Below are 23,349 nucleotides of genomic sequence, written 5' to 3'. Positions count from 1 at the left end.
CACATCCCACCAGGGGGTCACATGCAGGACCAAACGCTGATCTTCGGCCTGGCACTGGCGACATTCGCCGTTGCCATCGCGGCCCTGCTCGTGATGCGGGTTCGCGTCGCGGCCAAGAAGAAGTCGCCGGAGCGCTCCGCCTTCGTCGAGACCCATGGCGGGCCGCCCCGGCCGAACCGGCCGGGTACCGAACACTGAGAGGCCGGAGATCGCGGGCACCCCTGCGGCTGGGTCTCAGGGCTTTGCGGCGCGCAGCTCCGGGTTTTTCAGCTGGCTGTAGGTGACGCTGGAAAAGCTGCCGATCACCGCGTGCCAGCCGGCCTTGTCGTAGCGCGGATCCTGGCGGGCGGCCTTGCAGAAGGCGGTCGTCAGCCCGTTGACGATGTCGTCGCCCTTCGCCTCCGGCGCGGCCGCCCGGATTTTCGGCAGCAGCGCGTCGATCACCGGGATGAAATTCTCCGGCTCCAGGCCGGCAAGGCTCTGGGCTGCGCCGGATTCGGCGATGGCCTTGGCCACCTCCGGCTGAGCGATCTCGGCGCAGGGCGCGCTCCCGGCCAGCATGGTCTCGGTGGCCTTGCGCGACGCGGCGACGATGCCGCGCTCGCCGATCACCGGGGCAGCGTTGCCCCAGGCATTGCGGACATAGTCGGTGACGTCGGCGACCTCCTGGTCGGTCATGCCGACGCCGATGGCCGGCATCGGCGCGTAGCCGTTCTGCGCCGCGAGGCCGCCGAGGATCACGCGGATGACCGTCTCCGGCCCCTGCGCCTGCACCGAGGTGTTGCCGGCGAGCGCCGGAATCGCGCCCTCGACGCCCCGGCCATCCGGTTTGTGGCAGGACGAGCAGTAGCTGAGATAGGTCGCGGCGCCGGGGGCGTCGGCCTGATTGAAGGCCTGGATGTCCTTGACCTTGTAGCTCTCCTTGGCCTTCTGCGTGCGCAGGTAGGCCACCATCGCCTTCAGATCGGCATCGGTCAGCTTGGACAGCGATTCCTCGATGGTCTGGCGCATCGGCCCGGCCGCGACGCCGGGCTGGTTGCCGGGCGCGGCGCCGGTCTTGAGGTAGGTCACCACCTGTTCGTCGCTCCAGGCGCCGATGCCGGTGTGGTCGTCCGGCGTGATGTTGGGCGCGTACCACCCATCGATGACGCCGCCGCCGAGCTTGCCGGCCAGCCCGCTGTTGCCCACGATCTTGTTGGCGTTGTGACACATGCCGCAATGGCCGAGCCCCTCGACGAGGTAGCCGCCGCGATTGACCTCGGGGCTCGCCTGCGGATCGGGCTGGAACTCGCCCGCCGTGAAGAAGGCGGTGCGCCAGGTGATCAGCGCCGTGCGGATGTTGAACGGGAAGGGGATCTCGGAGGGCTTGCGCGGCTCGTGCACAGCCGGCAGCGACGTCAGATAAGCGAAGATCGCGTCGGAATCGGCGCGCGTGACCTTGGTGTACCAAGCGAACGGGAAGGCCGGATAGAGATAGGAACCGTCCTTGGTGATGCCCTCGTGGAAGGCGCGGTAGAAATCGTCGGCGCTCCATCGCCCGAGACCGGTCTCCGGGTCGGGGGTGAGGTTGGGCGTCCGGATCTTGCCGATCGGCGTGTTGAGCACGTAGTTGCCGGCGAACGGCTTGCCGTCCGGCGCCGTGTGGCAGGCGACGCAATCCCCGGCGGTGGCGAGGTACTCGCCGCGCTTGATCAGATCGGCATCGGCGGCGGCCGGGGCCGCGCTCTGGGCCGCGGCGGCATGAGCACCGAGGGCCAGGGCAACGGCCGCGAGGGCGGGGCGATTCAGCACCCGCCAGGGCCTGAGCGGGAGAGCGGGGCGGCGATATCTCATGGCGTCTCTCCGGATCGGGCTGTGCGGGGATCGGTCAGGGGCTTGGATCGGGGGCGGCCCTGGGTTCGGGTTCGCGTCGACGGACGGGTCGGCGGACCGGTCGGGCAGCGAAGCGTGGCGGTCTCGCGAACAGTCCGAGGCGCAGGGCCATCTCGGCACCGTGCGCCAGCCCGGACACGGCGAGGCCTCCGGCGATGGCAGGCCACGCCGCGCCGGTCAGCGCGGCGCGTAGGGCCAGCATCAGAGCCGCACCCGAGCCGAGATTGAACAGGAGCGCGACCGGCCAGGTGCCCCGCACCCGTCGGCTCCACAGGATCAGGGCCAGGGCCTCGATCGCGACCAGGAGCAGGATGGCATCGAGGAGGTGCCCGCTGGCCAGAAGCGCCTCCATGTCAGGCGCGCTGGAACGGGCCGTTGAGGCGGACGATCGCCCGGTTGAGGCAGGCGGCGATGCCGACCCAGACGAGATAGGGCAGCAACAGGGACGCAGCCAAGCCCGAGACCCGGACGGTGACCAGGATCAGCACCGCGATCGAGAGCCACAGGAACAGCACCTCGACGAAGGCCCAGTCCGGACGGCGCAGGCGAAAGAACAGGCCGCTCCAGGCGATGTTGAGCACGGCGTTGACGACGTACGCCGCCACCAATGCGCTCCGGGCCGCGACGCTCGCGTCGGCGTTCCAGGCGAGCACGGCCGAGATCGCCGTCAGGGTGAAGATCGTGGTCCAGACCGGACCGAAGGCCCAGTCCGGCGGCTTCCAGGCCGGGCGCCGAAGCGCCTGGTACCAGGGTCCGGTGGTGGTCAGAAGCCCGCCCGCCAGGGCCACCAGGATGGCCGAAACGGCGGCGATGCCGGCCGGTCCCCACAGCGCGGCGATCATGGCGAGACCCAGCGGAAGAGGTGCGCCAGATCCTTGAAGAAGATCCGCGCATGGGCGGCGGGCTTGGCCCGCACCAGCTCCTTGTTCATGTAGGAATCCCAGGTGAGCTGTTGCACGTCCCGGTCCCGGCAGATGGAGACGAAGCGCTCGCGCAGGCCGTCGTTGCGGTACCAAACGCCCTGCATGATCCGCAGGATCAGGAAGACCCGGCCGTGCAGGCGCATGAACCGGCGACGCGCGCCGGCAAGCGCCCTGACCTGCCCGGTGGCGAGGAAGGCTTGCGCCGCCTCGGCCGCGAGGCGCCCGCCGAGCATCGCATAGTAGATGCCCTCGCCGGAGGCCGGTGCCACGATACCGGCGGCGTCCCCGGTGAGCAGGACGTCGCGGCCGTTGTCCCACCGGCGCAGGGGTTTGAGGGGAAGCGGCGCGCCCTCGCGCCGGACGGTCTCGCCGCCCTCGAGGCCGGTGGAGGCCCGCAGCGCCCGGATGGCGCCCCGGAGGGAGAACCCCTTGCGGGCGCTGCCGGTGCCGATGCTCACGGTGTCGCCGTGCGGGAAGACCCAGGCGTAGAAGTCGGGCGAGAGCTTGCCCTGGTAATAGACGTCGCAGCGGGTGGCCTCGACATCGTGGGTCCCGGTCTCGGGGAGCCGGACGATCTCGTGATAGGCGAAGACCTGGCGCATGGCGGCGTGGCCCGGGATCTCGGCCCGGCCGACCGGGGAACTCGCTCCGTCGGCGCCGATGACGAGGCGCGTCCGCGCGGCGCGGGGATAGCCGTCCTGGAGATAGTGAACGGTAGTGCCGTCGCCGTCGCGCTCGATGTGGCGGAAGGTGGCCGGGCGCAGCACCGCCCCGGCGGCGGCGGCGCGCGCGCGCAGCCACGGATCGAAATCGGCCCGGTCGACCATGCCGACGAAGCCGTCCCCGATCGGCATATCGACCCGCTTGTCCTTGGGCGAGACCATGCGGGCGGAGCGGATGCGGGCGACGAGGAGATGATCGGGAATGGCGAAGTCGCGGATCAGGCGGGGCGGGATCGCGCCGCCGCAGGGCTTGATCCGGCCCGGCTTGTCGAGGAGCAGAACGCGCCTGCCTTCACGGGCGAGGTCGGTGGCGGCCGTGGCGCCGGCGGGGCCACCGCCCACCACCACCACGTCGTAGGTCTCCCCATCGGTATCCCGAAGCGCGGCCATGGTCCGGTCTCGTAGCATGGTCCTACCTCGCAGAAAGCGTTGCCTCGAAGGATGTCGCGGATCGCCGGGCGCGCGGGACCTGCGTCGCCGGAGCGTGGGAGATCCGCAGGGCGAGCCCTGCGGCGAACACGAACAGGACAGCCTCGGCGGCGAACACGCCCGCATAGGCATCGACCACCCGCGGGGTGACGAGGCGCGCGAGATCCACCGCCACCGTGCCCAGAAATCCACCGGCCCCGAAGGCGACGCCCTGGGCCGCGCCCCAGACACCCATGCGGGTCCCGCGCTCGGCCTCGCCACCTGCACCGGCCAGGGCCATCATCGAGCCGATGGCGGCCACCGCGAAGATGCCGTTGAACACCCCGAGGGCGAAGACCGGCACCCGCAGCGGAAAGTCGGCGCCGATCAGGCCGCCCCCCGCGATGGCGAGAAGGGCGAGGGCCGAGCCGGCGCAGCCGAGCGTGGTCCACAGCTTGAGCGAACCGAGCACCGGGCCGCCGATCCCCATCGTGATGCCCGCCACCGTAAGCATGCCGGCCAGCACGCCGCCATGCTGCAGGCCGGCCAGCTTCGTGGTGACGCCGGGCGTCATCGCGAAGACGAGGCCGGCAAAGGGTTCGAGGATGAGTTCCTGGGCACTGTAGGCCAGCATCGCCATGAAGATGAAGATCGTGAAGCGGCGCGATTCGGGTTCGGCCCAGACCCGCGCCAGCACGTCGCGGAACGGGCGCTTCTCGGTCGAGCCGGCGCTGTCGGCGATCCGGGCCGCCGGCTCGACGCCCCGGATCGCCAGCCACGCGACTCCGAAGGCGATCAGCGAGACCGTGCCGGAGACGGCGACTAGCCGGGCGCCCGAGAACGGATCGAGGAAGTGCCCGGCCAGCGGTGCGGTGATGGCGAAGCCCGCGATCATCATCACCCACACGACGGTGGCGGCCGCGCCCCGGCGCCTCGCCTCGACACCGGTGGCGAGAAGCACCAGGAGCGAGGTGCCGGCGGCCCCTGCGCCCATGCCCACGGTGAGAAACGACAGCACCGCAAGGGCGAGGCCGGCGGTCTGATGCGTCTCGGCCAGCGCGGTGGCGACGGCGGCGCCGAAGCCCCCGAGGGCCAGGGCCGCCATGCCGCCGACGATCCAGGGCGTGCGCCGCCCGGTGCGGTCGGAGCCGTAGCCCCAGCGCGGGCGCAGCACCTGCACGGCGTAGTGCAGGGCGACCAACGCCCCCGGCACGATGGCCGGCAGGGCGAGTTCCACGACCATGACGCGGTTGATGGTCGAGGTCATCAGCACCACGACGGAGCCGAGCGCGGTCTGGACCAGGCCGAGTCGGGCGATGGCGAGCCAGCCGAAGGACGCGGATGCCATCAGAAACCTCCCTGGACCAGGGGCCGCAGGGCGAAGGCCGCCACCAGCATGCCGAGGACGTAGAGCGTGGTCCCCGTGCCGTTGTACCAAGCGGCTCGCTCCCGTGGTGCGGCGAGGAGCCGGCGCATCAGCACGAACTGTCCGATCAGCAGGGCGCCGATGACGGCGGCGTGCCAGGGCCGGTTCCAGGCGAACAACCCGAGAATGACGGCGACTTGCGGCACCGCCATGACCAGGCAGGCGAGGCGGGCGGCACCGAGGGTGCCGAGTTGCACGGGCAGCGAGCGGATGCCGGTGCGGCCGTCGCCCTCGACCGACTTGAAGTCATTGAGGGTCATGATGCCGTGGGCACCGACCGAGTAGAGCAGGGCGATCAGCAGCACCCGGCGGTCCGGCACCGACGCGGCCATCACGGCGGCGCCGGTGAACCAGGGCAGGCCCTCGTAGCACAGGGCGACCGCCGAGTTGCCCCACCAGCCATTGCGCTTCAGGCGCAGGGGCGGGGCGCTGTAGATCCAGGCCAGGACGAGGCCGACCAGGGCGGCACCGAGAATCCAGGGACCGAGCGCCGCCGCGACCAGGAGCGACAGGACGGTCCATCCGGCCGCAACGTAGAGGCCCCAGCGCCCGGGCATCCGCCCGGAGGGAATCGGCCGGTTGGGTTCGTTGATGGCGTCGACGTGCCGGTCGTACCAGTCGTTGACCGCCTGTGAGGTGGCGCAGACCAGGGGTCCGGCCAGGATCACGCCGGCGGCGATCACCGGCCATTGCCCGGAGGGCGAGGCGCCCGAGGAAACCACGCCGCAGGTGAAGGCCCACATCGGCGCGAACCAAGTGATCGGCTTCAGAAGCTCGATGAGGGCGCTGGGTGCTGGCGTTGCCATGGAGACGACGCTAGATATTTACACCCACGAGTGTCAAGTTTGATTTACAACAATGTCGCGACGTCGACCACGCCGGTCGCGGAGGGAGCGACGGCGATCAGACGCGGCGCGACGGGTTGGCCCCAGAGGCGCGCAGTCGCCCCCGCCCATCAGGCGTCGTCGGCGACGTCCCGGCCATCGAGATCGCCGATGCCGTAGCGATGCATCTTGGCGTAGAGGCCCTGCCGGCTCAGCCCGAGCATCTCGGCGGCCGAAGCGCGATTGTCGCGGGTGATGCGCAAGGCAGCCTCGATGCACAGGCGCTCGATCAGATCGGTCGATTCGCGCACCAGGTTCTTCATGGAGACGCGGCCGACCAGCTCCGTCATCTGCTCGACGGAGCGCGGCAGTTCACGCCCGCCGGAGACCGGCGCGGCCCGGCGCGGCGTAGCCCGCAGGGTGAAGCCGAGGCAGGGATGGCTTCCGCCGATGACGGAAACGGCCGCGACCTCGACATCCTCGACGCCGCCATAGGCGCCGCGGATATGGGTCGGGAAGTGCCGGACCAAGCCGTGCTGGGCCAGCGTCGCGAACAGGGCGGAGGCCTCCGATTCTTCGCGGCCCAGCCAGGTCTCCAGGGGCTGGCCCCGCACTTGCTCCTCGGTGGCGAGTTGCACCAGATCGAGGAAGGCCGGATTGGCGGAGAGCACGCGCCGGGCCGGATCGGTCACGACGAACCCCTCGGGCAGGTTGCGCAGGACATCCAGCGCGCCGATGCCCGCGCGCGCCGCGCCCGCCTCCAGCGCCACCGTGTCGGGCGCGGCGAGCCGGAGCAGCACGCTGGTGGCGTTCTCCTGCCGGAACAGCGAGGCGGCGACACGGACCGAGCCGCGACCCTGGCTGAGCGCTGCATCGAGGTCGGCGGCCTGACCGGTCACCCGCAGCCCGGCGAACAGCGATTCGAGGTCCCGCAGGCTGGCGCCGTCGAACAGGTCGACCGCATCCTGCCCGACGATGCGCTTCTCCGCCCGGCCGATCAGCCGCGAGGCGGCAGGATTGACGTCGGTGACGCGCCGGGTCGCCGCATCCACCACCAGCACCGGCTCCGACCCGAGTTGGAACAGCAGGCGGTAGCGGGTCTCGGCCCCGCGCATGCGCAGGTAGTCGCGCTCCAGGGCCTGCTGCGTCTCGGCCAGGGTCCGTTGCAGCGAAGCCATGGCCCGCAGGTTGCGCCCGAGGACAAGGATCTGCCCGTCCTTGGCGAGTCGCATGGCGGCGTAACGCACGGGCAGGTCTGTGCCGGTCGGCGAAATGTGGTTGACCTGGCGCCAGCGCGTGACCGCACCGGGAGCCGCATCCTTCAAAAGGGCGGCGATCTTCGGGCGACTCTCGACCGTGACCGTCTCGACCCAGGGCCGGCCGAGCCAGGCCTCGCACCCCTCATCCGCGAGATCGGCGCTGCCGAAGGTCGCTTCCCGGATGACCCCCTCAGCGTCGATCACCAGGGAGAGATCCGTCGCGGCAGCCACCAGCAGCCCGGCCGCCTGAGCGTCGAGAGGACCGAGGGATTTTTGAAGCGCCGCGAGCGCATGGCTCGCGGCAGGAAGCGCCAGGCTGGTCACGGATCACCACGTCGGGATGTGGTCGGATGGGTCGGATCGAGATCTTGTGATCGATGCGATCGATCGGATACGTCTTTCAGCAGGGTATGGGCGACAGATCAAGCAAGCATTCCGCCACGGACACGGCGTGTCGCGCGTCGCCGGCGCTCGCGTCGGCGCCGACGCACCGGAAGCTCTCGGGATCGGTCGCGAAGGCGGGGCCGCCGACCATCACCCGGACGGCCGCGTTGCGGGAGTGACGGCGCAGGGCTGCGACGGTCTCGGTCATCCGGGGGAACAGCGTCTCGCAGGCGAGCGAGAGACCGACGATGTCGAACCAGCCCTCGCGAATCCGCCGCAGGCTGACGTCGTCCGGCTCGGCGGCGGTGCAGGTGACGGACCACCCGGCCTCCCGGAAAAATCGTTCGACGACCGTGAGGCCGAACCTGTGGGAATCTCCGGGGCAGGGCAGCAGGAGGATCCTGCGATGACTCCGGACGACCGTCGGCTCGCCGCCGAAGCGGCTGATCATCTCGCGCATGATTCGCTGCAGGCGACCCATGGCGCGCGTCACCTCCACGAAGTCGCAGAGATCGTCTTCCCACAGCGTGCCGAGGTGGCGCGCCGTCGGCGCCAGAAGGTCGAGGAGCAGGCTTTCGGGACCGAGACCGGTCGCCAGCAGCTCGGTCAGGCGGGACTCGAGGTCGTCGCCGGCCGGGGCCAGCATCAGCGCCGTGAACGCCGCAATCTGCACGGCATCCGGCAAAATATTGCTGGTTTGCAGCGGTGGCTCGATCTGATGCGCCAGCATCAGGCGCGGAATGATCTCCGTCTCGACCACGCGCGCCAAGTCCCGCTGCAGGCGCATCGCCTGACCGAAGACCGCTAGCTGCGCGCCGATTCCGGCATCGTACAGGTCGCTGACATCACGACCGGTCGGTTCGTAGCGCAAACAATCGCCGAACTGCCTCACATCATCCATTGGTCCCTCCCAATGTCGCTGACGGGGTAAAATTCGGTTCGATCTTGCGCGTCGAATTCCGGAATTTCGAAAGATCCGCCTCGATACTCCGGCGTCGGGAGGGCTGGTGTCCCAGCACTTGCGATCGAGCGACACGATACCTGCTCGAACTGCTTTTTCAATATCCGTTTTATAACTATTCTGCATTCAATCTGTCATCGCATTTTGACGTAAAGCTGGCTTGACACTCGGGGATACCCTTCCTAACCTCCCTTCAACGAGCCCCGGCGACCCGGTCGCAAGGTGCTCAGAAAGGGGGCGATCAGCATGATCCGGAAAGCGGACAGGCCCAGGCGACCCCTCTACGACGCCGATGAGCGCGCCCGGCGCGATGCCACGCCCTGGACCTTGGTCCAAGGCATTCTCGCTCCCCTCCAATTCCTGGTGTTCGCGATCAGCCTCGGGCTCGTTCTCAGGACCCTGTCGACCGGGGAGGGCGCCTTCGCCGCCAACCTCTCCGTCGTGGTGAAGACCCTCGTCCTCTACGCCATCATGATCACCGGCTCGATCTGGGAGAAGGCGGTCTTCGGGCGCTACCTGTTCGCCCCCGCCTTCTACTGGGAGGACATGGTCAGCATGCTGGTGCTGGCCCTGCACACCGCCTACCTGGCGGCCCTCGCCACCGGCGCCCTCGACACCGCGGGCCTGATGGTTCTGGCGCTCGCCGCCTACGCCTCCTACGCCGTCAACGCCGCGCAGTTCGTGCTCAAGCTCCGAGCCGCCCGGCTCCAGGCCACGCCCAGCCGCCTCGTCGCGGGGGCCGCCCGATGAACGCCCACGCGCCGCTCCAGACACGTCCCATCGGGCCGGCCCCGCAGACCGGCTGCGACATCCGCCAGGAGCGGGGCCAGCGCGCCGTGTTCTGCGGCTTGACCGGCATCGTCTGGCTGCACCGCAAGATCCAGGATGCCTTCTTCCTGGTGGTCGGCTCGCGCACCTGCGCCCACCTGATCCAGTCGGCCGCCGGCGTGATGATCTTCGCCGAGCCGCGCTTCGCCACCGCGATCCTCGACGAGCGCGACCTTGCCGGCCTCGTCGATGCCAACGAGGAACTCGACCGGGTCGTCGGGCGCCTGATCGAGCGCCGCCCCGACATCCGGCTGCTGTTCCTCGTGGGCTCGTGCCCTTCGGAGGTGATCAAGCTCGATCTCTCGCGGGCGGCCCAGCGCCTCACCCGCAGCTTCCATCCCGGCGTCCGCGTGCTGAGCTACTCGGGCAGCGGCATCGAGACGACCTTTACGCAGGGCGAAGATGCCTGTCTCGCCGCCCTGGTGCCCGAGATGCCGCGGGCAGACGAGACCGCCGCGCCCTCGCTCCTCGTGGTCGGCGCCCTGGCCGACGTGGTCGAGGACCAGTTCGCCCGCCTCTTCGCCGATCTCGGCATCGCCGACGTGGCCTTCCTGCCGGCGCGCCGGGCCGGCGATCTGCCGGTGCTCGGCGCGAACACCCGCTACCTCCTCGCCCAGCCCTTCCTGGCCGAGACCGCCCGGGCCCTGGAAGCGCGTGGCGCCCTGCGGATCGCCGCCCCGTTCCCCCTGGGGTCGGAGGGCACCACCAGCTGGCTCGCCGCCGCCGCCGGGGCCTTCGGCATCGATCGCGAGACCGTCGCGCGCGTCACCGCACCCGGACGAGCGCGGGCCGCCATCGCCCTCGACCTCTACCGCGAACGGCTTTCGGCCAAGCGGGTGTTCTTCTTCCCCGACTCGCAGCTCGAACTGCCGCTCGCCCGCTTCCTGTCGCGCGAGATGGGCGCCGAGCTGATCGAGGTCGGCACGCCCTACCTGCACCGCCAGCACCACGCGCCCGAACTGGCCCTGCTGCCGGCCGGCACGCAGGTGGTGGAGGGCCAGAACCTCGATGCGCAGATGGATCGCTGCCGGGCCGCAAAGCCCGACCTGACAATCTGCGGCCTCGGTCTCGCCAATCCGCTGGAGGCGGAGGGCCTGGCGACCAAGTGGTCGATCGAACTGCTGTTCACGCCGATCCAGGGCTACGACCAAGCCGGCGACCTCGCCGAATTGTTCGCGCGGCCACTCAAGCGCCGCGCGCGGCTGGAGGTCTGAGGCGATGCAGCTCACGCTCTGGACCTACGAGGGACCGCCCCATATCGGCGCCATGCGCGTCGCCACCGCGATGCGGGGCCTGCACTACGTGCTGCACGCCCCCCAGGGCGACACCTACGCCGACCTGCTCTTCACCATGATCGAGCGGCGCGACGCGCGCCCGCCGGTGACCTACACCACTTTCCAGGCCCGCGATCTCGGCGCCGACACGGCCGCGATCTTCCAGGATGCCGTGGCGGAAGCCTATGCGCGCTTCCAGCCGGAGGCGATGATCGTCGGCGCCTCGTGCACCGCCGAGCTGATCCAGGACGATCCGGGTGGCCTTGCCCGCGCCCTCGACCTGCCGATCCCGGTCATTCCCCTCGAACTCCCGGCCTACCAGAAGAAGGAGAACTGGGGCGCTTCGGAAACCCTCTATCGCCTCGTCCGGGCCCTGGCCGGTGGTACGCCGAGCCCGCGCGACGGGCGCCGCCCGCTCTGCAACATCCTCGGCCCCACGGCGCTCGGCTTCCGCCATCGCGACGACCTCGTGGAAATCACGAAGATCGTCGCCGCCCTCGGCATCGACGTGAACCTGGTGGCGCCGCTCGGCGCGACGCCCGCCGATCTCGGGCGCCTCGGGGCGGCCGACTTCAATATCGTGCTCTATCCCGAGATCGCCCGCGCCGCCGGAGCACACCTGCAGAAGATCTTCGGCCAGCCGATGATCGAGACCGTGCCGATCGGTGTCCAGGCCACGATCCGCTTCGTCGAGGAAGTCGCGGCCGCGGCACATGTCGATCCGGCGCCGGTGCTCGGCGGCGCGCCCTCGCGACTGCCCTGGTACTCGCGTTCGGTCGACTCGACCTACCTCACCGACAAGCGGGTCTTCATCTTCGGCGATGCCACCCACGCACTCGCCGCCGCCCGCATCGCCGCCACCGAACTCGGCTTCAAGGTGGTGGGTCTCGGCACCTACACCCGCGAATTCGCCCGCGAGGTCCGCGCCGAGGCGGCGCTTCACGGAATCGAAGCCACGATCACCGACGACTACCTCGACGTCGAGGCCGCGATCCAGGCCGCCGGGCCGGAACTCGTGCTCGGCACCCAGATGGAGCGCCACATCGCCAAGCGCCTGGGGCTGCCCTGCGCGGTGATCTCGGCGCCGATCCACGTCCAAGATTTTCCCGCACGCCACTCGCCCCAGATGGGGTTCGAAGGCGCCAACGTCCTGTTCGACACCTGGGTCCACCCGCTGATGATGGGCCTGGAAGAACACCTACTCGGCATGTTCCGCGAGGATTCCGAATTCCACGGCGCCGCCGCGCCCTCGCACCTGCCGAGGCACGGCGTCGATGTGGCGCCACCCGAAGCCGAGGCGCCCTCGGCGACCATGGCACCGACCGATCCGATCCTCCTGACCTGGGCGAGCGATGCCGAGAAGGAACTGAAGAAGATCCCATTCTTCGTGCGGGGCAAGGCCCGCGCGAACACCGAGCGCTTCGCACGGGACCGTGCCCTGCCGCTCATCACCGTCGAGACCTTATACGATGCCAAAGCGCATTTCGGACGCTGAGCGCCCGGCGCTCCGGGTCGTCCTCGTGACGATGGACAATCACGTGGCGAGCGCGCTGGAGCGCGCCCGTCAGCGACTCGCCCGCGACCTGCCGGGCCTAACGCTCGATTTCCACGCGGCCGCCGCCTGGGACACCGACCCCACCGCCCTGGAGGCCTGCAAGGCCGACATCGCCCGCGCCGACATCATCCTCTCGACCATGCTGTTCATGGACGAACACGTCCGGGCGATCCTGCCGTCGCTGCTGGCGCGGCGGCCGCATTGCGACGCGATGATCGGCTGCCTGTCGGCCAGCGAAGTGGTAAAGACGACCCGCCTCAACCGCTTCGACATGGACGGCACCAAGCGCGGCGCCCTCGATTTTCTGAAAAAGCTGCGCGGCAAGCCCGGCGCCCAGGGCAACGGCGCCCGCCAGATGGCGATGATCCGGAAACTGCCCAAGATCCTGCGCTTCATCCCGGGCTCGGCCCAGGACGTGCGGGCTTACTTCCTCACCCTGCAATACTGGCTCTCGGGGTCCGACGAGAACATCGCCAACCTGGTGCGCTTCCTGGTCGGTCGCTACGCCGCCGGCCCGCGGGAGGGCTGGCGCCGGATCGCGGCCGCACCGGCGCCGCTCAGCTACCCCGAGACCGGCCTTTATCATCCGCGCATGGCCGGCCGGATCGGCGAGGATGGGGCGAGGGTGCCCACGCCCGCAGGCCCCCTGAAGGGTCGCGTCGGCCTCCTCGTCATGCGCTCCTACGTGCTGGCCGGGAACACCGCCCATTATGACGGCGTCATCGCCGCCTTGGAGGCGCGCGGCCTCGCCGTCGTACCGGCCTTCGCCAGCGGCCTCGACAACCGCCCGGCCGTCGACGCCTTCTTCCGGCACGGCGGGCGCTCGACCATCGACGCGCTGGTCTCGCTCACCGGCTTCTCCCTCGTCGGTGGCCCGGCCTACAACGACGCCGCCGGGGCGCAGGCGCTGCTCGCCGACCTCGACGTGCCCTATCTGGCGGCCCACGCCCTCGAGTTCCAGACTCTGGAACAATGGGAGGCCTCCGATCGGGGCCTGTCGCCGGTGGAGGCCACCATGATGGTGGCGATCCCCGAACTCGACGGCGCCACCGCCCCGATGGTGTTCGGCGGCCGCTCCAGCCGCTCGCTCGGCGCCAGCGCCCGCGACATGGTCGTGCACCCCGAGCGCGCCGACATGCTCGCCGCCCGCATCGAGCGCCTCGTCGTCCTGCGGCGCAAGGCGCGGGCCGAGCGACGGGTCGCCGTGGTGCTGTTCGGCTTTCCGCCCAACGCCGGCAGCATCGGCACCGCCGCCTTCCTGTCGGTCTATCATTCCCTCCACAACACCCTCGCGGCGATGAAGGACGAGGGCTACGCGGTCGCGTTGCCGTCGAGCGTCGACGCTCTGCGCGCGGCTCTGATCGACGGCAATGCGAGCCGGTTCGGCACCCCCGCCAACGTCCACCACCGCATCCCGGCCGACGATCACGTCCGGCGCGAGCGACACCTGGCCGAGATCGAGACGCAGTGGGGGCCCGCCCCGGGGCGCCAGAACAGCAACGGTTCGCAGATCTTCGTACTCGGTGCCCAGTTCGGCAACGTCTTCGTCGGCGTTCAACCGGGCTTCGGCTACGAGGGCGACCCGATGCGGCTGCTGTTCGAGCGCGGCTTCGCTCCGACCCACGCCTTCTCGGCCTTCTACCGCTACCTGCGCGAGGATTTCCGCGCCGACGCCGTGCTGCATTTCGGCACTCACGGGGCTCTGGAATTCATGCCCGGCAAGCAGACCGGCCTCTCCGGCGCCTGCTGGCCCGAGCGGCTGATCGGCGCGCTTCCCCACGTCTATCTCTATGCCGCCAACAATCCGTCCGAGGGCCTGCTGGCCAAGCGCCGCTCCGCCGCGACCCTGGTAAGCTACCTGACGCCGAGCCTCGCCCAGGCCGGACTCTATCGCGGGCTCATCGATCTGAAAGCCTCGATCGAGCGCTGGCGCGCCCTGGAGCCGGAAGCCGTTGGCGAGCGCCGCGATCTCGCCGAGCTGATCCAGGCGCAAGGGTCCGCCCTCGACCTCACCGCCGCCGAACCGGCCTGGACGGATGACCTCGCGGGCCACGTCCACCGCCTCGGCGCAGCGCTGCACGAGCTGGAGCACACCCTGATCCCGCACGGGCTCCACGTTGTGGGGCAGGGGACTCCGCCGGAGGAGCGGGCCGACATCCTGCTCGCGCTCGCCGAGGCCAGCCACGGTCTCGTGTCCGCACGGGCCGGCCTCGAGGCCCTGGTGGCGGGGGAGACCATCGACATCGCGCTGGGACAGGGTGGCCTCGCCCTCACCGAACCGAACCGCGCCGCCTTCGCGGCCCTGCGCGAGACCGATGGCCTGTTGTCACAGGATCACGAGATCCAGGGCCTGCTTCGGGCGTTGGACGGCCGGTTCATCGCGCCCGTCGCCGGCGGCGACCTCCTGCGCAACCCGGACATTCTGCCCACCGGCCGCAACCTGCACGGCTTCGACCCCTACCGTCTGCCCTCCGCCTTCGCGCTGGCCGATGGCGCCCGGCAGGCGGCGCGGCTTCTCGCCCGCTACCGCGACGAAGGGGCTGCGCTGCCCGAGAGCATCGCTCTCGTCCTGTGGGGCACCGACAACCTGAAGAGCGAGGGTGGACCCATCGCCCAGGCCCTGGCGCTGATCGGCGCGGCTCCGCGATTCGACGGCTATGGACGGCTCAGTAGCGCGACCCTGATCCCGCTCGAAACCCTGGGTCGCCCGCGCATCGACGTGGTGGTCACGCTCTCGGGCATCTTCCGCGATCTGCTGCCGCTGCAGACGAAGCTCCTGGCGGAGGCCTCGTATCTGGCCGCAACCGCCGACGAGCCGTCCGAACAGAACTTCGTGCGCAAGCACGCCCTGGCGCTTCAGGTCGAACACGGCATCGATCTCGAGACGGCGGCGCTCCGGGTGTTCTCCAACGCCGAAGGCACCTACGGCGCCAACGTCAACCAGCTGGTCGAATCCGGCCGCTGGGAGGATGCCGACGAGATCTCCGAGACCTTCGCGCGGCGCAAATCCTTCGCCTACGGCCGCACCGGCGTGCCGACGGCCCAGCGCGCCCTGATGGGAGCCGTGCTCGCCACGGTCGATCTCGCCTACCAGAACCTCGATTCCGTCGAAGTCGGCGTCACCTCGGTGGACCATTATTTCGACGGCCTCGGCGGTATGGGCCGGGCGGTCGCCAAGGCCCGCGGCGAGGCCGTGCCGATCTTCATCAGCGACCAGACCCGGGGCGAGGGCGTGGTGCGCTCGCTGACCGAACAGGTGTCCCTCGAGACCCGGACCCGGATGCTCAATCCGAAATGGACCGAGGGCATGCTCGGCCACGGCTACGAGGGCGTGCGCCAGATCGAGGCGCACCTCACCAACACCCTGGGCTGGTCGGCCACCACCAACGGCGTCGCCCCCTGGGTCTACCAGCGCATCACCGAAACCTACGTCCTCGACCCCGCCATGCGCGAACGCATGGCGGCCCTCAACCCGACCGCTTCGGCCAAGGTCGCACACCGGCTGATCGAGGCGCACCAGCGCGGCTTCTGGACCCCCGACGCGGCGACGCGCGACGCGCTCGACCGCGCCGAGGAGGAACTGGAGGACCGCGTCGAAGGCATCACCGCAGGGGTCGCCGCATGAACATCGCCATCCGCAATCCGGTCGCCGCCCGGCAGCCCGAGGGAAGCGTTCAGGTCGAACTCGACCCGAACCTGAAGATCGGCACCGCCAAGGTGTTCGCCGTCTACGGCAAGGGCGGCATCGGCAAGTCGACCACTTCGTCGAACCTGTCGGTGGCGTTCTCCAAGCTCGGCAAGCGCGTGCTGCAGATCGGGTGCGACCCAAAGCACGATTCGACCTTCACGCTGACCAAGCGCTTGGCCCCCACGGTGATCGATGCCCTGGAGGCCGTGCAGTTCCACTCCGAGGAGCTGCGCATCGAGGATTTCGTGGCGGAAGGCTATAATGGCGTCATGTGCGTCGAGGCCGGCGGCCCGCCGGCCGGCACCGGCTGCGGCGGCTACGTCGTCGGACAGACGGTGAAGCTCCTGAAGGAGCATCATCTGCTCGAAGACACCGACGTGGTGATCTTCGATGTCCTCGGCGACGTGGTCTGCGGCGGTTTCGCCTCGCCGCTCCAGCACGCCGACCAGGCCCTCATCGTCACCGCCAACGACTTCGACTCGATCTTCGCCATGAACCGCATCGTGGCGGCGATCCACGCCAAGGCGAAGAACTATCCGGTGCGCCTCGGCGGCGTCATCGCCAACCGTTCGGCCAAGACCGACGAGATCGACCGTTTCAACGCCGCCGTCGGCCTGGAGCGCATCGCCCATTTTCCCGACCTCGACGTGGTCCGGCGCTCGCGCCTCAAGAAGTCGACCCTGTTCGAGATGGAACCGACGCCGGAGCTGGTCGCCGTCACCACCGAATACATGCGGCTGGCGGCCCATCTCTGGGCCGGCGGCAAGCCGCTGAACGCGATTCCCATGAAGGACCGCGACCTGTTCGAATTCCTCGGCTTCGATTGAGCCGGAGCCGCATCATGACCTCGCACAGCTACGCCGCCCGCCGCTCGCAACTCACCACCTATTTCGACCGCACCGCCGTCGACGCCTGGGCGCGGCTGACGTCGGACGCACCGGTCTCGAAGATCCGCGCCACGGTACGGGCCGGGCGCGATGCCATGCGGGGCACCCTGTTGTCCTGGCTGCCGGCCGACCTGAGCGGCACGCGCCTGCTCGACGCCGGCTGCGGCACCGGGGCACTCAGTCTGGAAGCGGCCCGCCGGGGCGCGGACGTGGTCGCCATCGACGTCTCGCCGACCCTGATCGCCCTAGGGCGGGAGCGCACGGCTTTCTCGGCCTCGGGTCGCATCGACTTCCGGGTCGGCGACATGCTCGATCCCGGCCTCGGCCGCTTCGACTACGTGGTCGCGATGGATTCGCTGATCCACTACGCCACGCCCGATATCGTCCAGGCCCTGGCGACGCTGGCGGCGCGCACCGATGCCGCCATCCTGTTCACGGTGGCGCCGCGCACGCCGCTCCTGACCCTGATGCACATGGCCGGGCGGGTTTTTCCCCGCGGCGACCGCGCCCCGGCCATCGTGCCCGTCGGCGAGGCGGACCTGCGCCGCCGGGTGGCGGCCGAGCCGGCTCTGTCGGGCGTCCGCATCGGCCGCGCGCATCGGGTGAACAGCGGGTTCTACCTGTCCCAGGCCTTCGAACTCCGGCGGTCAGCATGACGCGCCTCGGCGCCTCCATGGCCCGCGCCCTGCAGCGCGTCGGCCCGGGCTTCCTCCCCTTCGCCGACGCGGCGACGGTGGAGCTGCCCATGGGGCGCCTGCTGCGTCTCGCCCTGTTCCAGGTCACGGTCGGGATGGCGGCCGTGCTGCTGATCGGCACCCTCAACCGGGTGATGATCGTCGAGCTGGCGGTGCCGGCCTGGATCGTCGCCGTGATGCTGTCGCTGCCGCTGATCTTCGCACCGTTCCGGGCGCTGGTCGGCTTCCGCTCGGACACGCACCGCTCCGTGCTCGGCTGGCGCCGGGTGCCCTACATCTGGTTCGGCACGCTGCTGCAGTTCGGTGGGCTTGCCATCATGCCGTTCGCCCTGCTGATCCTGTCGGGCGACACCACCGGCCCGGTCTGGCCCGGCCACGTGGCGGCGGCCCTGGCCTTCGTCATGGTCGGCGCGGGGCTCCACACCACACAGACCGTGGGCCTGGCACTCGCCACCGACCTCGCTCCGGCCCATGCCAGACCCCGGGTCGTCGCGCTCCTCTGCGTCATGCTGCTCGCCGGCATGGTGGTGAGCGCCGTCGCGTTCGGGCTGCTCCTCGCAGACTTTTCGGCGCTTCGCCTGATCAAGGTCATCCAGGGCGCAGCGCTGCTCACGGTGGTGCTCAACGGCATCGCCCTGTGGAAGCAGGAACCCCGCGCCCCGAGCCGCACGGCCCGGGACCTGCCACGCCCCGCCTTCTCGGAATCCTGGGCGCTCTATGCCGGCAAGGGCCGGGCGCGCCGCCGTCTCGTCGCCACGGGGCTCGGCACGGCCGCCTTCTCGATGCAGGACATCCTACTGGAACCCTATGGCGGCCAGATCCTGCACCTGCCGGTGGCCGCCACCACGGCGCTGACCGCTCTGCTCGCGGCCGGCGGCGGCATCGGGTTGCTGATCGCCGCGCGCTGGCTCGACCGGGGCGGCGACGCCTTCCGGGTCGCCGCCTCCGGCGCCGGGGTGGGCATCGCGGCCTTCTCGGCGGTGATCTTCGCCGCACCGCTCGATTCGGCTCGGCTGTTCGCGGTCGGCGTCAGCCTGATCGGTCTCGGCGGCGGCCTGTTCGCCCACGGCACCCTGACGGCCTCGATGGCCAAGGCCGGGCCGGAGGAGACCGGGCTGGCGCTTGGCGCCTGGGGCGCGGTCCAGGCCAGCGCGGCCGGCCTCGCCATCGCGGCCAGCGGCATTCTGCGGGATCTCGGCGCCCATCTCGCCGAATCCGGTGCGCTCGGCGAGGCGATGAACCTGCCCTCGACCGGATACCTCATCGTCTACCACCTTGAGATCGCGCTGCTGTTCGCGACGCTGCTGGCCATCGGCCCCCTCGTCCGGGCCGAGAACCGCACGCCCCGGTCGCGCGCCCTGCCTCAATCCCTGCCCCGCTCAGCCTGAAGGAGACCGGCCATGCCGAGAGGTGAAATCACGGGCTACGTCGACGTCGCGCAGGTGGTCCTCTACGCCTTCTGGATCTTCTTCGCCGGCCTCGTCTTCTATCTCCGCCGCGAGGACCGCCGTGAGGGCTACCCGCTGGAATCCGAGGCCGCCCGCGGCCGGGCGATGCCGCCGGACCCGTTCCTGATCCCATCGCCGAAACAGTTCCTGCTGTCGAACGGGCACGTGAAATACGCGCCCCAGACGGGCGAGCGCACCCCCTGGAACTACCGCGGCCACAAGTTCGAGGTCTGGCCGGGCGCGCCGCTCGAACCCGACACCGACGGCCTGCACGACGCCATCGGCCCGGGCTCCTACGCCAACCGCGAGGACAGCCACGACGAGACCTGGGACCGCGAGAAGCGCATCGTCCCCCTGCGGGTCGCCGACCACTTCGTGGTCCACGAGCTCGGCCCCAACCCCATCGGCATGTCGGTCTTCGGCGCCGACCGCCAGGTGGCCGGGACGGTGAGCGACCTCTGGGTCGACCGGGGTGAATCGATGGTGCGCTACTACGAGGTCGAGTTGGGAGCCGGCGGTCGCCGGGTGCTGATGCCCGCGACCTTCTGCCGGACCGGGCGCTTTTCCCAGACGGTGACCTGCGAGGCCCTGCTGGCGCACCAGTTCGCCGATGTTCCCACCACCAAGGACCCGGATTCGGTCACCCTCAACGAGGAGGAGCGGATCATGGCGTTCTACGGCGGCGGCACGCTCTACGCGACGCCGACTCGCCAGGAGGCGATCCTGTGAGCGCGACCCATTCCCTTCCCGCCAACGCCTTCGACGCGCCGCGCGGCCTGCCGGCCCCGCTGCCGGCCGGCGAGCACATCCTGTGGCAGGGCCGGCCCTGCGGCTTCGGCATCGCCTTCCGGGCCCTGCATCTCGGCCTTGTCGGCCTGTGGTTCGGAGCGCTCGCCTTCTGGGCCGCCCTGCCACCACTCCTGTCGGGGGTCTGGCGCGAGGCCGCGACCCTGGCACTGCCGACCCTGGCGGTCGGGACCGGGGCAGTCCTGCTGCTCGCGCTGCTCGGCTGGCTTTCGGCCCGCACCACCACCTACACCATCACCAACCGCCGGGTGGTGATGCGGATCGGTATCGCCCTGCCGATGACCCTGAACCTGCCCTTCGCCCTGGTGGACGCGGCCGAGTGCCGGCTCTACCGGGACGGCAGCGCCGATCTGCCCTTGCGCCTGCGCCCGGGCAACCGCGTCGCCTACCTCCACCTCTGGCCCCATGCCCGCCCCTGGCGCGTCAACCGGCCCGAGCCGATGCTGCGCACGGTGGCGCAGGGCCAAGACGTGGCGCAGATCCTGGGCCGTGCGCTGGCGGCGCACCGGGCGGCGCCAGAGGAGGCGGCCGGACCGGTGATGCTGCGGCCCCGCACGGCGCCGCGGCCCCGCCTCGCCGCCGCGAGCTGACGCGATGACCCGCCCGCACCCCCTCGCGCGCAGCGCCGGCCGCACCTCCCGCACGCTTGTCGTCGGGGCCGGCCTCCTCCTCGGCTTCGTCATCGCGGCCGTCACCATCGGCCGGGTCGAGAGCGTCGGCCTGACCCGTATGGAGCCGGCGCGCCCCGTTCAGAGCCTCGCCCTCCGGGTCGACGATGTGGCGGACGGCTCGATCACCCTGCGGGATGCCGAGCGCGGCACTCTCATCGCCACGGTCCGGCCCGGCGCGGACAACTTCATCCGCGCCACCTTGCGGGGCTTCGCGCAGGGGCGCCTCCGGGCCGGTCTCTCCCGCGAAGTGCCGTTCCGCCTGACCCGCTTCGACGACGGAGCGCTGCGCCTCGACGACGCGCTCACCGGGCGCAGCGTCGATTTCGGCGCGTTCGGCCCCTCGAACTACGCCGCCTTCGCCCGCCTGATGCCCGACCATGGAGCCGTACGATGATGGCCTGGCTGAACGGACGCCGAACCGTCGACGTCCCCTGCACCGTCGAGATCGAGCAGACGGCCGAGAGCCTGCACGCCCACGTGGTGCTGGACGCCGCCTTCGAGATCGAGCCGGGCGACGCCGTGCAGGTGCACGACGCCCCCACCTCGGTGCCCTACGGCGAGCGCCTCGTGGTGCAGCGGACCGCCACCGTGACCCGCGCCGGCCGCATCGAGCGGCTCTGGACCAAGCTCGCGGGCCACCTCGAACTCACCGAACTCTACGAAGTCAGCTTTTCCGAGAGGAGGCGCCTGTGACCGCAGCGATCCAGCAGCCCACCCCGACCGCTTCGCCGAAGTTCTCGCCGAAGCTCCCCATGAACGAGGGGACCAAGGCGGCGCAGGAGACCACGTTCCTGAGCCCGCGCTTCTACACCACCAATTTCGAGGAGCTCGACCGCACCGACGTCGAGCCCGTGCGGGCGGAGTGGAACAAGCTCATCGCCGAGCTGCGCGCCGACCCGAACAAGCGCCACTTTACCCGCAACGACGAATTCGATTGCGACATGTCCGGGCTCGACCCGGCCCTGTGCAAGGAATTCATGGACTTCCTGGTCTCCTCGATCACCGCCGAGTTCTCGGGCTGCGTGCTCTATGCGGAGATGCGCAAGCGCGCCAAGAATCCCGACATCCGCGAACTGTTCGGCTTCATGAGCCGCGACGAGGCGCGCCATGCCGGGTTCATCAACGACGTGCTGAAGGATTTCGGCATCGGCGTGGATCTCGGCTTCCTGACGAAGTCGAAGAAGTACACCTTCTTCCGGCCGAAATTCATCTTCTACGCCACCTACCTCTCCGAGAAGATCGGCTACGCCCGCTACATCACCATCTTCCGCGAACTGGAGCGCAATCCGGAGCGTCGCTTCCACCCGATCTTCAAGTGGTTCGAGAAGTGGTGCAACGACGAGTTCCGCCACGGCGAGGCCTTCGCCCTGCTGATGCGCGCAAACCCGAAGCTGACCTCGGGCGTGAACCGCTACTGGATCAAGTTCTTCCTCCTGGCGGTCTTCGCGACCATGTATGTCCGCGACCATTGCCGCCCGGCCTTCCACGAGGCCCTGGGGGTCGACCCGACCGACTACGACTTCCAGGTGTTTCGGATCACCTCCGAGATCTCGAAGCAGACCTTCCCGCTCACCCTCGACCTCGACAATCCGCGCTTCAAGCAGGCGCTGGACCGGCTGCTGGTCTGTTCGGAGAAGATCGCCGACGCCAAGGCCCAGGGCGGACTTCTGGGCAAGCTCCGGCACGGCGCCTGGATCGCCGCCTCGGCGGTGAACTTCGCCCGGCTCTACGCCCTCCCGACTCTCGACAATCCGATGCCGGCGGAGATCCGCCTCGAGCCGGTCTGGTAGCATGGCGGCCTATGCGCTCCCCGCCCTCTACGCGGTGCTGGTCTGGTGGTTCTCCACCGGGCTGATCCTGCTCCTCGACCATCGCCCGCGCGCCACGCACGCGGCCAGCATGGTGGCGGGCACGGCCGTCCTCGCCCTGGCGCTCTGGGCCATTGGCGCCTCGGCCGGGGATGCCAGCGCGGGCGGCGCCTACACCGCCTTCACGGCGGCGCTCCTGGTCTGGGGCTGGCAGGAGATGAGCTACTACATGGGCTTCGTCTCCGGCCCGCGCACCCTCGGCTGTCCGCCGGGCGCCCGGGGCTTCGCGCGCTTCCGCGCGGCAGCCGCCACCAGCCTGTGGCACGAGGCGGCCATCGTCGCCGGCGGCCTCGCCATCCTGGCCCTGACCTGGCGCCAGCCGAACCTGTTCGCCCTGTGGACCTACCTCGTCTTGTGGGGGATGAACCTCTCGGCCCGCCTCAACCTCTTCCTCGGGGTGCGCAACCTCAACGCCGAGTTCCTGCCCGAGCACCTCGCCTATCTCGGCAGCTACCTGCGGGTGCGCGCCATGAACCCGCTTTTCCCGGTCTCGGTGATGGCGGCGGGGCTCGCCACCGGCGCCCTGGTGCTGGCGGCTTTGGGCGAAGGCCTGACCGCCCACGACGTCGCGGGTCTCAGCATTCTGGCGACCCTGATGGCCCTGGCCACCCTGGAGCACGGATTCCTGATGCTGCCGCTGCCCTCGGCCGCACTCTGGCAGTGGAGCCTGCCGAAGCTGTCGCCCCCGCGCCCGCTGGCCTCGCCGATCCCGGCGACCCGCAGCGACATCGAGGGACACTGATTGTCCGCCCCGCCTCCTGGGGTCGGATTCGTCGACGCCGCCAATGCGGCAGGACACTTGAGCGGGCTGGAAGAACCCGCCGCACACCGAGGGAAGGGGACAGGCAT

The 23,349-nt window shown here is 70.1% G+C and carries 22 protein-coding genes; 14 read left to right on the top strand and 8 right to left on the bottom strand.

The window, feature by feature from the left end; genetic code table 11:
* The first annotated feature begins 21 nt into the window (after positions 1-21).
* Positions 22-198, top strand: a complete 177-nt coding sequence (locus tag J7U37_RS08630; RefSeq protein ID WP_200935796.1) for a hypothetical protein — start codon at positions 22-24, stop codon at positions 196-198.
* A gap of 36 nt (positions 199-234) precedes the next feature.
* Here J7U37_RS08630 and J7U37_RS08625 read toward each other — a convergent pair whose 3' ends face one another.
* The 8 genes from J7U37_RS08625 to J7U37_RS08590 form a co-directional block, all read right to left on the bottom strand.
* Complete coding sequence (locus J7U37_RS08625) at positions 235-1,833, bottom strand: cytochrome c (protein WP_247635445.1); 1,599 nt, start codon at positions 1,831-1,833, stop codon at positions 235-237.
* Positions 1,834-1,867: 34 nt separating this feature from the next.
* The gene (locus J7U37_RS08620) at positions 1,868-2,224 is read right to left on the bottom strand and encodes a hypothetical protein (protein WP_247635444.1); all 357 of its coding nucleotides are present in this window, start codon (positions 2,222-2,224) and stop codon (positions 1,868-1,870) included.
* A 1-nt stretch (position 2,225) separates the two neighbouring features.
* Positions 2,226-2,714, bottom strand: coding sequence for a TspO/MBR family protein (locus tag J7U37_RS08615; protein ID WP_247635443.1), 489 nt, complete (start codon positions 2,712-2,714; stop codon positions 2,226-2,228).
* Positions 2,711-3,907, bottom strand: coding sequence for a geranylgeranyl diphosphate reductase (locus J7U37_RS08610; protein WP_247635442.1), 1,197 nt, complete (start codon positions 3,905-3,907; stop codon positions 2,711-2,713). The genes J7U37_RS08615 and J7U37_RS08610 overlap by 4 nt, the downstream gene beginning before the upstream one ends.
* Before the next feature lie 22 nt (positions 3,908-3,929).
* On the bottom strand, positions 3,930-5,273 hold the full coding sequence (locus tag J7U37_RS08605) for a BCD family MFS transporter (RefSeq protein ID WP_247635441.1): 1,344 nt from the start codon (positions 5,271-5,273) through the stop codon (positions 3,930-3,932).
* On the bottom strand, positions 5,273-6,157 hold the full coding sequence (chlG, locus tag J7U37_RS08600; protein ID WP_056186512.1) for a chlorophyll synthase ChlG: 885 nt from the start codon (positions 6,155-6,157) through the stop codon (positions 5,273-5,275). The genes J7U37_RS08605 and chlG overlap by 1 nt, the downstream gene beginning before the upstream one ends.
* 149 nt (positions 6,158-6,306) lie before the next feature.
* Positions 6,307-7,758, bottom strand: a complete 1,452-nt coding sequence (gene ppsR / locus J7U37_RS08595) for a transcriptional regulator PpsR (RefSeq protein WP_247635440.1) — start codon at positions 7,756-7,758, stop codon at positions 6,307-6,309.
* Positions 7,759-7,834: 76 nt separating this feature from the next.
* Positions 7,835-8,905 carry a cobalamin B12-binding domain-containing protein gene (locus J7U37_RS08590; RefSeq protein WP_247635439.1) on the bottom strand — a complete coding sequence of 357 codons (1,071 nt, stop codon included), beginning with the start codon at positions 8,903-8,905 and terminating at the stop codon, positions 7,835-7,837.
* A gap of 120 nt (positions 8,906-9,025) precedes the next feature.
* Between J7U37_RS08590 and bchF the strand changes: the two genes are divergently transcribed.
* From bchF to puhE, 13 genes are read left to right on the top strand one after another with little or no spacing between them, the layout of a single operon-like run.
* On the top strand, positions 9,026-9,529 hold the full coding sequence (gene bchF / locus J7U37_RS08585) for a 2-vinyl bacteriochlorophyllide hydratase (protein WP_056479431.1): 504 nt from the start codon (positions 9,026-9,028) through the stop codon (positions 9,527-9,529).
* Positions 9,526-10,821 (top strand): ferredoxin:protochlorophyllide reductase (ATP-dependent) subunit N, encoded by a 1,296-nt coding sequence (locus J7U37_RS08580; RefSeq protein WP_247635438.1) that lies wholly within the window; start codon positions 9,526-9,528, stop codon positions 10,819-10,821. The genes bchF and J7U37_RS08580 overlap by 4 nt, the downstream gene beginning before the upstream one ends.
* A 4-nt stretch (positions 10,822-10,825) precedes the next feature.
* Entirely contained in the window at positions 10,826-12,376 is a 1,551-nt protein-coding gene (bchB, locus tag J7U37_RS08575; protein ID WP_247635437.1) for a ferredoxin:protochlorophyllide reductase (ATP-dependent) subunit B, read from the top strand.
* On the top strand, positions 12,351-16,061 hold the full coding sequence (locus J7U37_RS08570) for a magnesium chelatase subunit H (RefSeq protein WP_247635436.1): 3,711 nt from the start codon (positions 12,351-12,353) through the stop codon (positions 16,059-16,061). The genes bchB and J7U37_RS08570 overlap by 26 nt, the downstream gene beginning before the upstream one ends.
* Entirely contained in the window at positions 16,058-16,951 is an 894-nt protein-coding gene (gene bchL, locus J7U37_RS08565; protein WP_056479443.1) for a ferredoxin:protochlorophyllide reductase (ATP-dependent) iron-sulfur ATP-binding protein, read from the top strand. The genes J7U37_RS08570 and bchL overlap by 4 nt, the downstream gene beginning before the upstream one ends.
* 14 nt (positions 16,952-16,965) lie before the next feature.
* Positions 16,966-17,667 carry a magnesium protoporphyrin IX methyltransferase gene (bchM, locus tag J7U37_RS08560; protein ID WP_247635435.1) on the top strand — a complete coding sequence of 234 codons (702 nt, stop codon included), beginning with the start codon at positions 16,966-16,968 and terminating at the stop codon, positions 17,665-17,667.
* Entirely contained in the window at positions 17,664-19,094 is a 1,431-nt protein-coding gene (locus tag J7U37_RS08555) for an MFS transporter (protein WP_247635434.1), read from the top strand. The genes bchM and J7U37_RS08555 overlap by 4 nt, the downstream gene beginning before the upstream one ends.
* Positions 19,095-19,106: 12 nt before the next feature.
* Complete coding sequence (gene puhA, locus J7U37_RS08550; protein WP_056186487.1) at positions 19,107-19,883, top strand: photosynthetic reaction center subunit H; 777 nt, start codon at positions 19,107-19,109, stop codon at positions 19,881-19,883.
* On the top strand, positions 19,880-20,551 hold the full coding sequence (gene puhB / locus J7U37_RS08545; RefSeq protein WP_056186484.1) for a photosynthetic complex putative assembly protein PuhB: 672 nt from the start codon (positions 19,880-19,882) through the stop codon (positions 20,549-20,551). Before puhA ends, puhB begins: the two co-directional genes overlap by 4 nt.
* Positions 20,552-20,555: 4 nt before the next feature.
* Positions 20,556-21,026 (top strand): photosynthetic complex assembly protein PuhC, encoded by a 471-nt coding sequence (puhC, locus tag J7U37_RS08540; protein WP_247635433.1) that lies wholly within the window; start codon positions 20,556-20,558, stop codon positions 21,024-21,026.
* Positions 21,026-21,325 carry a hypothetical protein gene (locus J7U37_RS08535; protein ID WP_247635475.1) on the top strand — a complete coding sequence of 100 codons (300 nt, stop codon included), beginning with the start codon at positions 21,026-21,028 and terminating at the stop codon, positions 21,323-21,325. Before puhC ends, J7U37_RS08535 begins: the two co-directional genes overlap by 1 nt.
* Before the next feature lie 59 nt (positions 21,326-21,384).
* Positions 21,385-22,422, top strand: a complete 1,038-nt coding sequence (gene acsF / locus J7U37_RS08530; protein WP_247635474.1) for a magnesium-protoporphyrin IX monomethyl ester (oxidative) cyclase — start codon at positions 21,385-21,387, stop codon at positions 22,420-22,422.
* A 1-nt stretch (position 22,423) separates the two neighbouring features.
* Positions 22,424-23,242: a putative photosynthetic complex assembly protein PuhE gene (puhE, locus tag J7U37_RS08525; protein ID WP_247635432.1), complete on the top strand. Its 819-nt coding sequence runs from the start codon at positions 22,424-22,426 to the stop codon at positions 23,240-23,242.
* Positions 23,243-23,349: the final 107 nt, after the last annotated feature.

Source organism: Methylobacterium sp. 37f (assembly GCF_023093475.1).
In the GTDB taxonomy this organism is placed as follows: Bacteria; Pseudomonadota; Alphaproteobacteria; order Rhizobiales; family Beijerinckiaceae; genus Methylobacterium.
The sequence above is the reverse complement of the archived record's forward strand: the minus strand, read 5'-3'. Positions and strand labels throughout refer to the sequence as shown.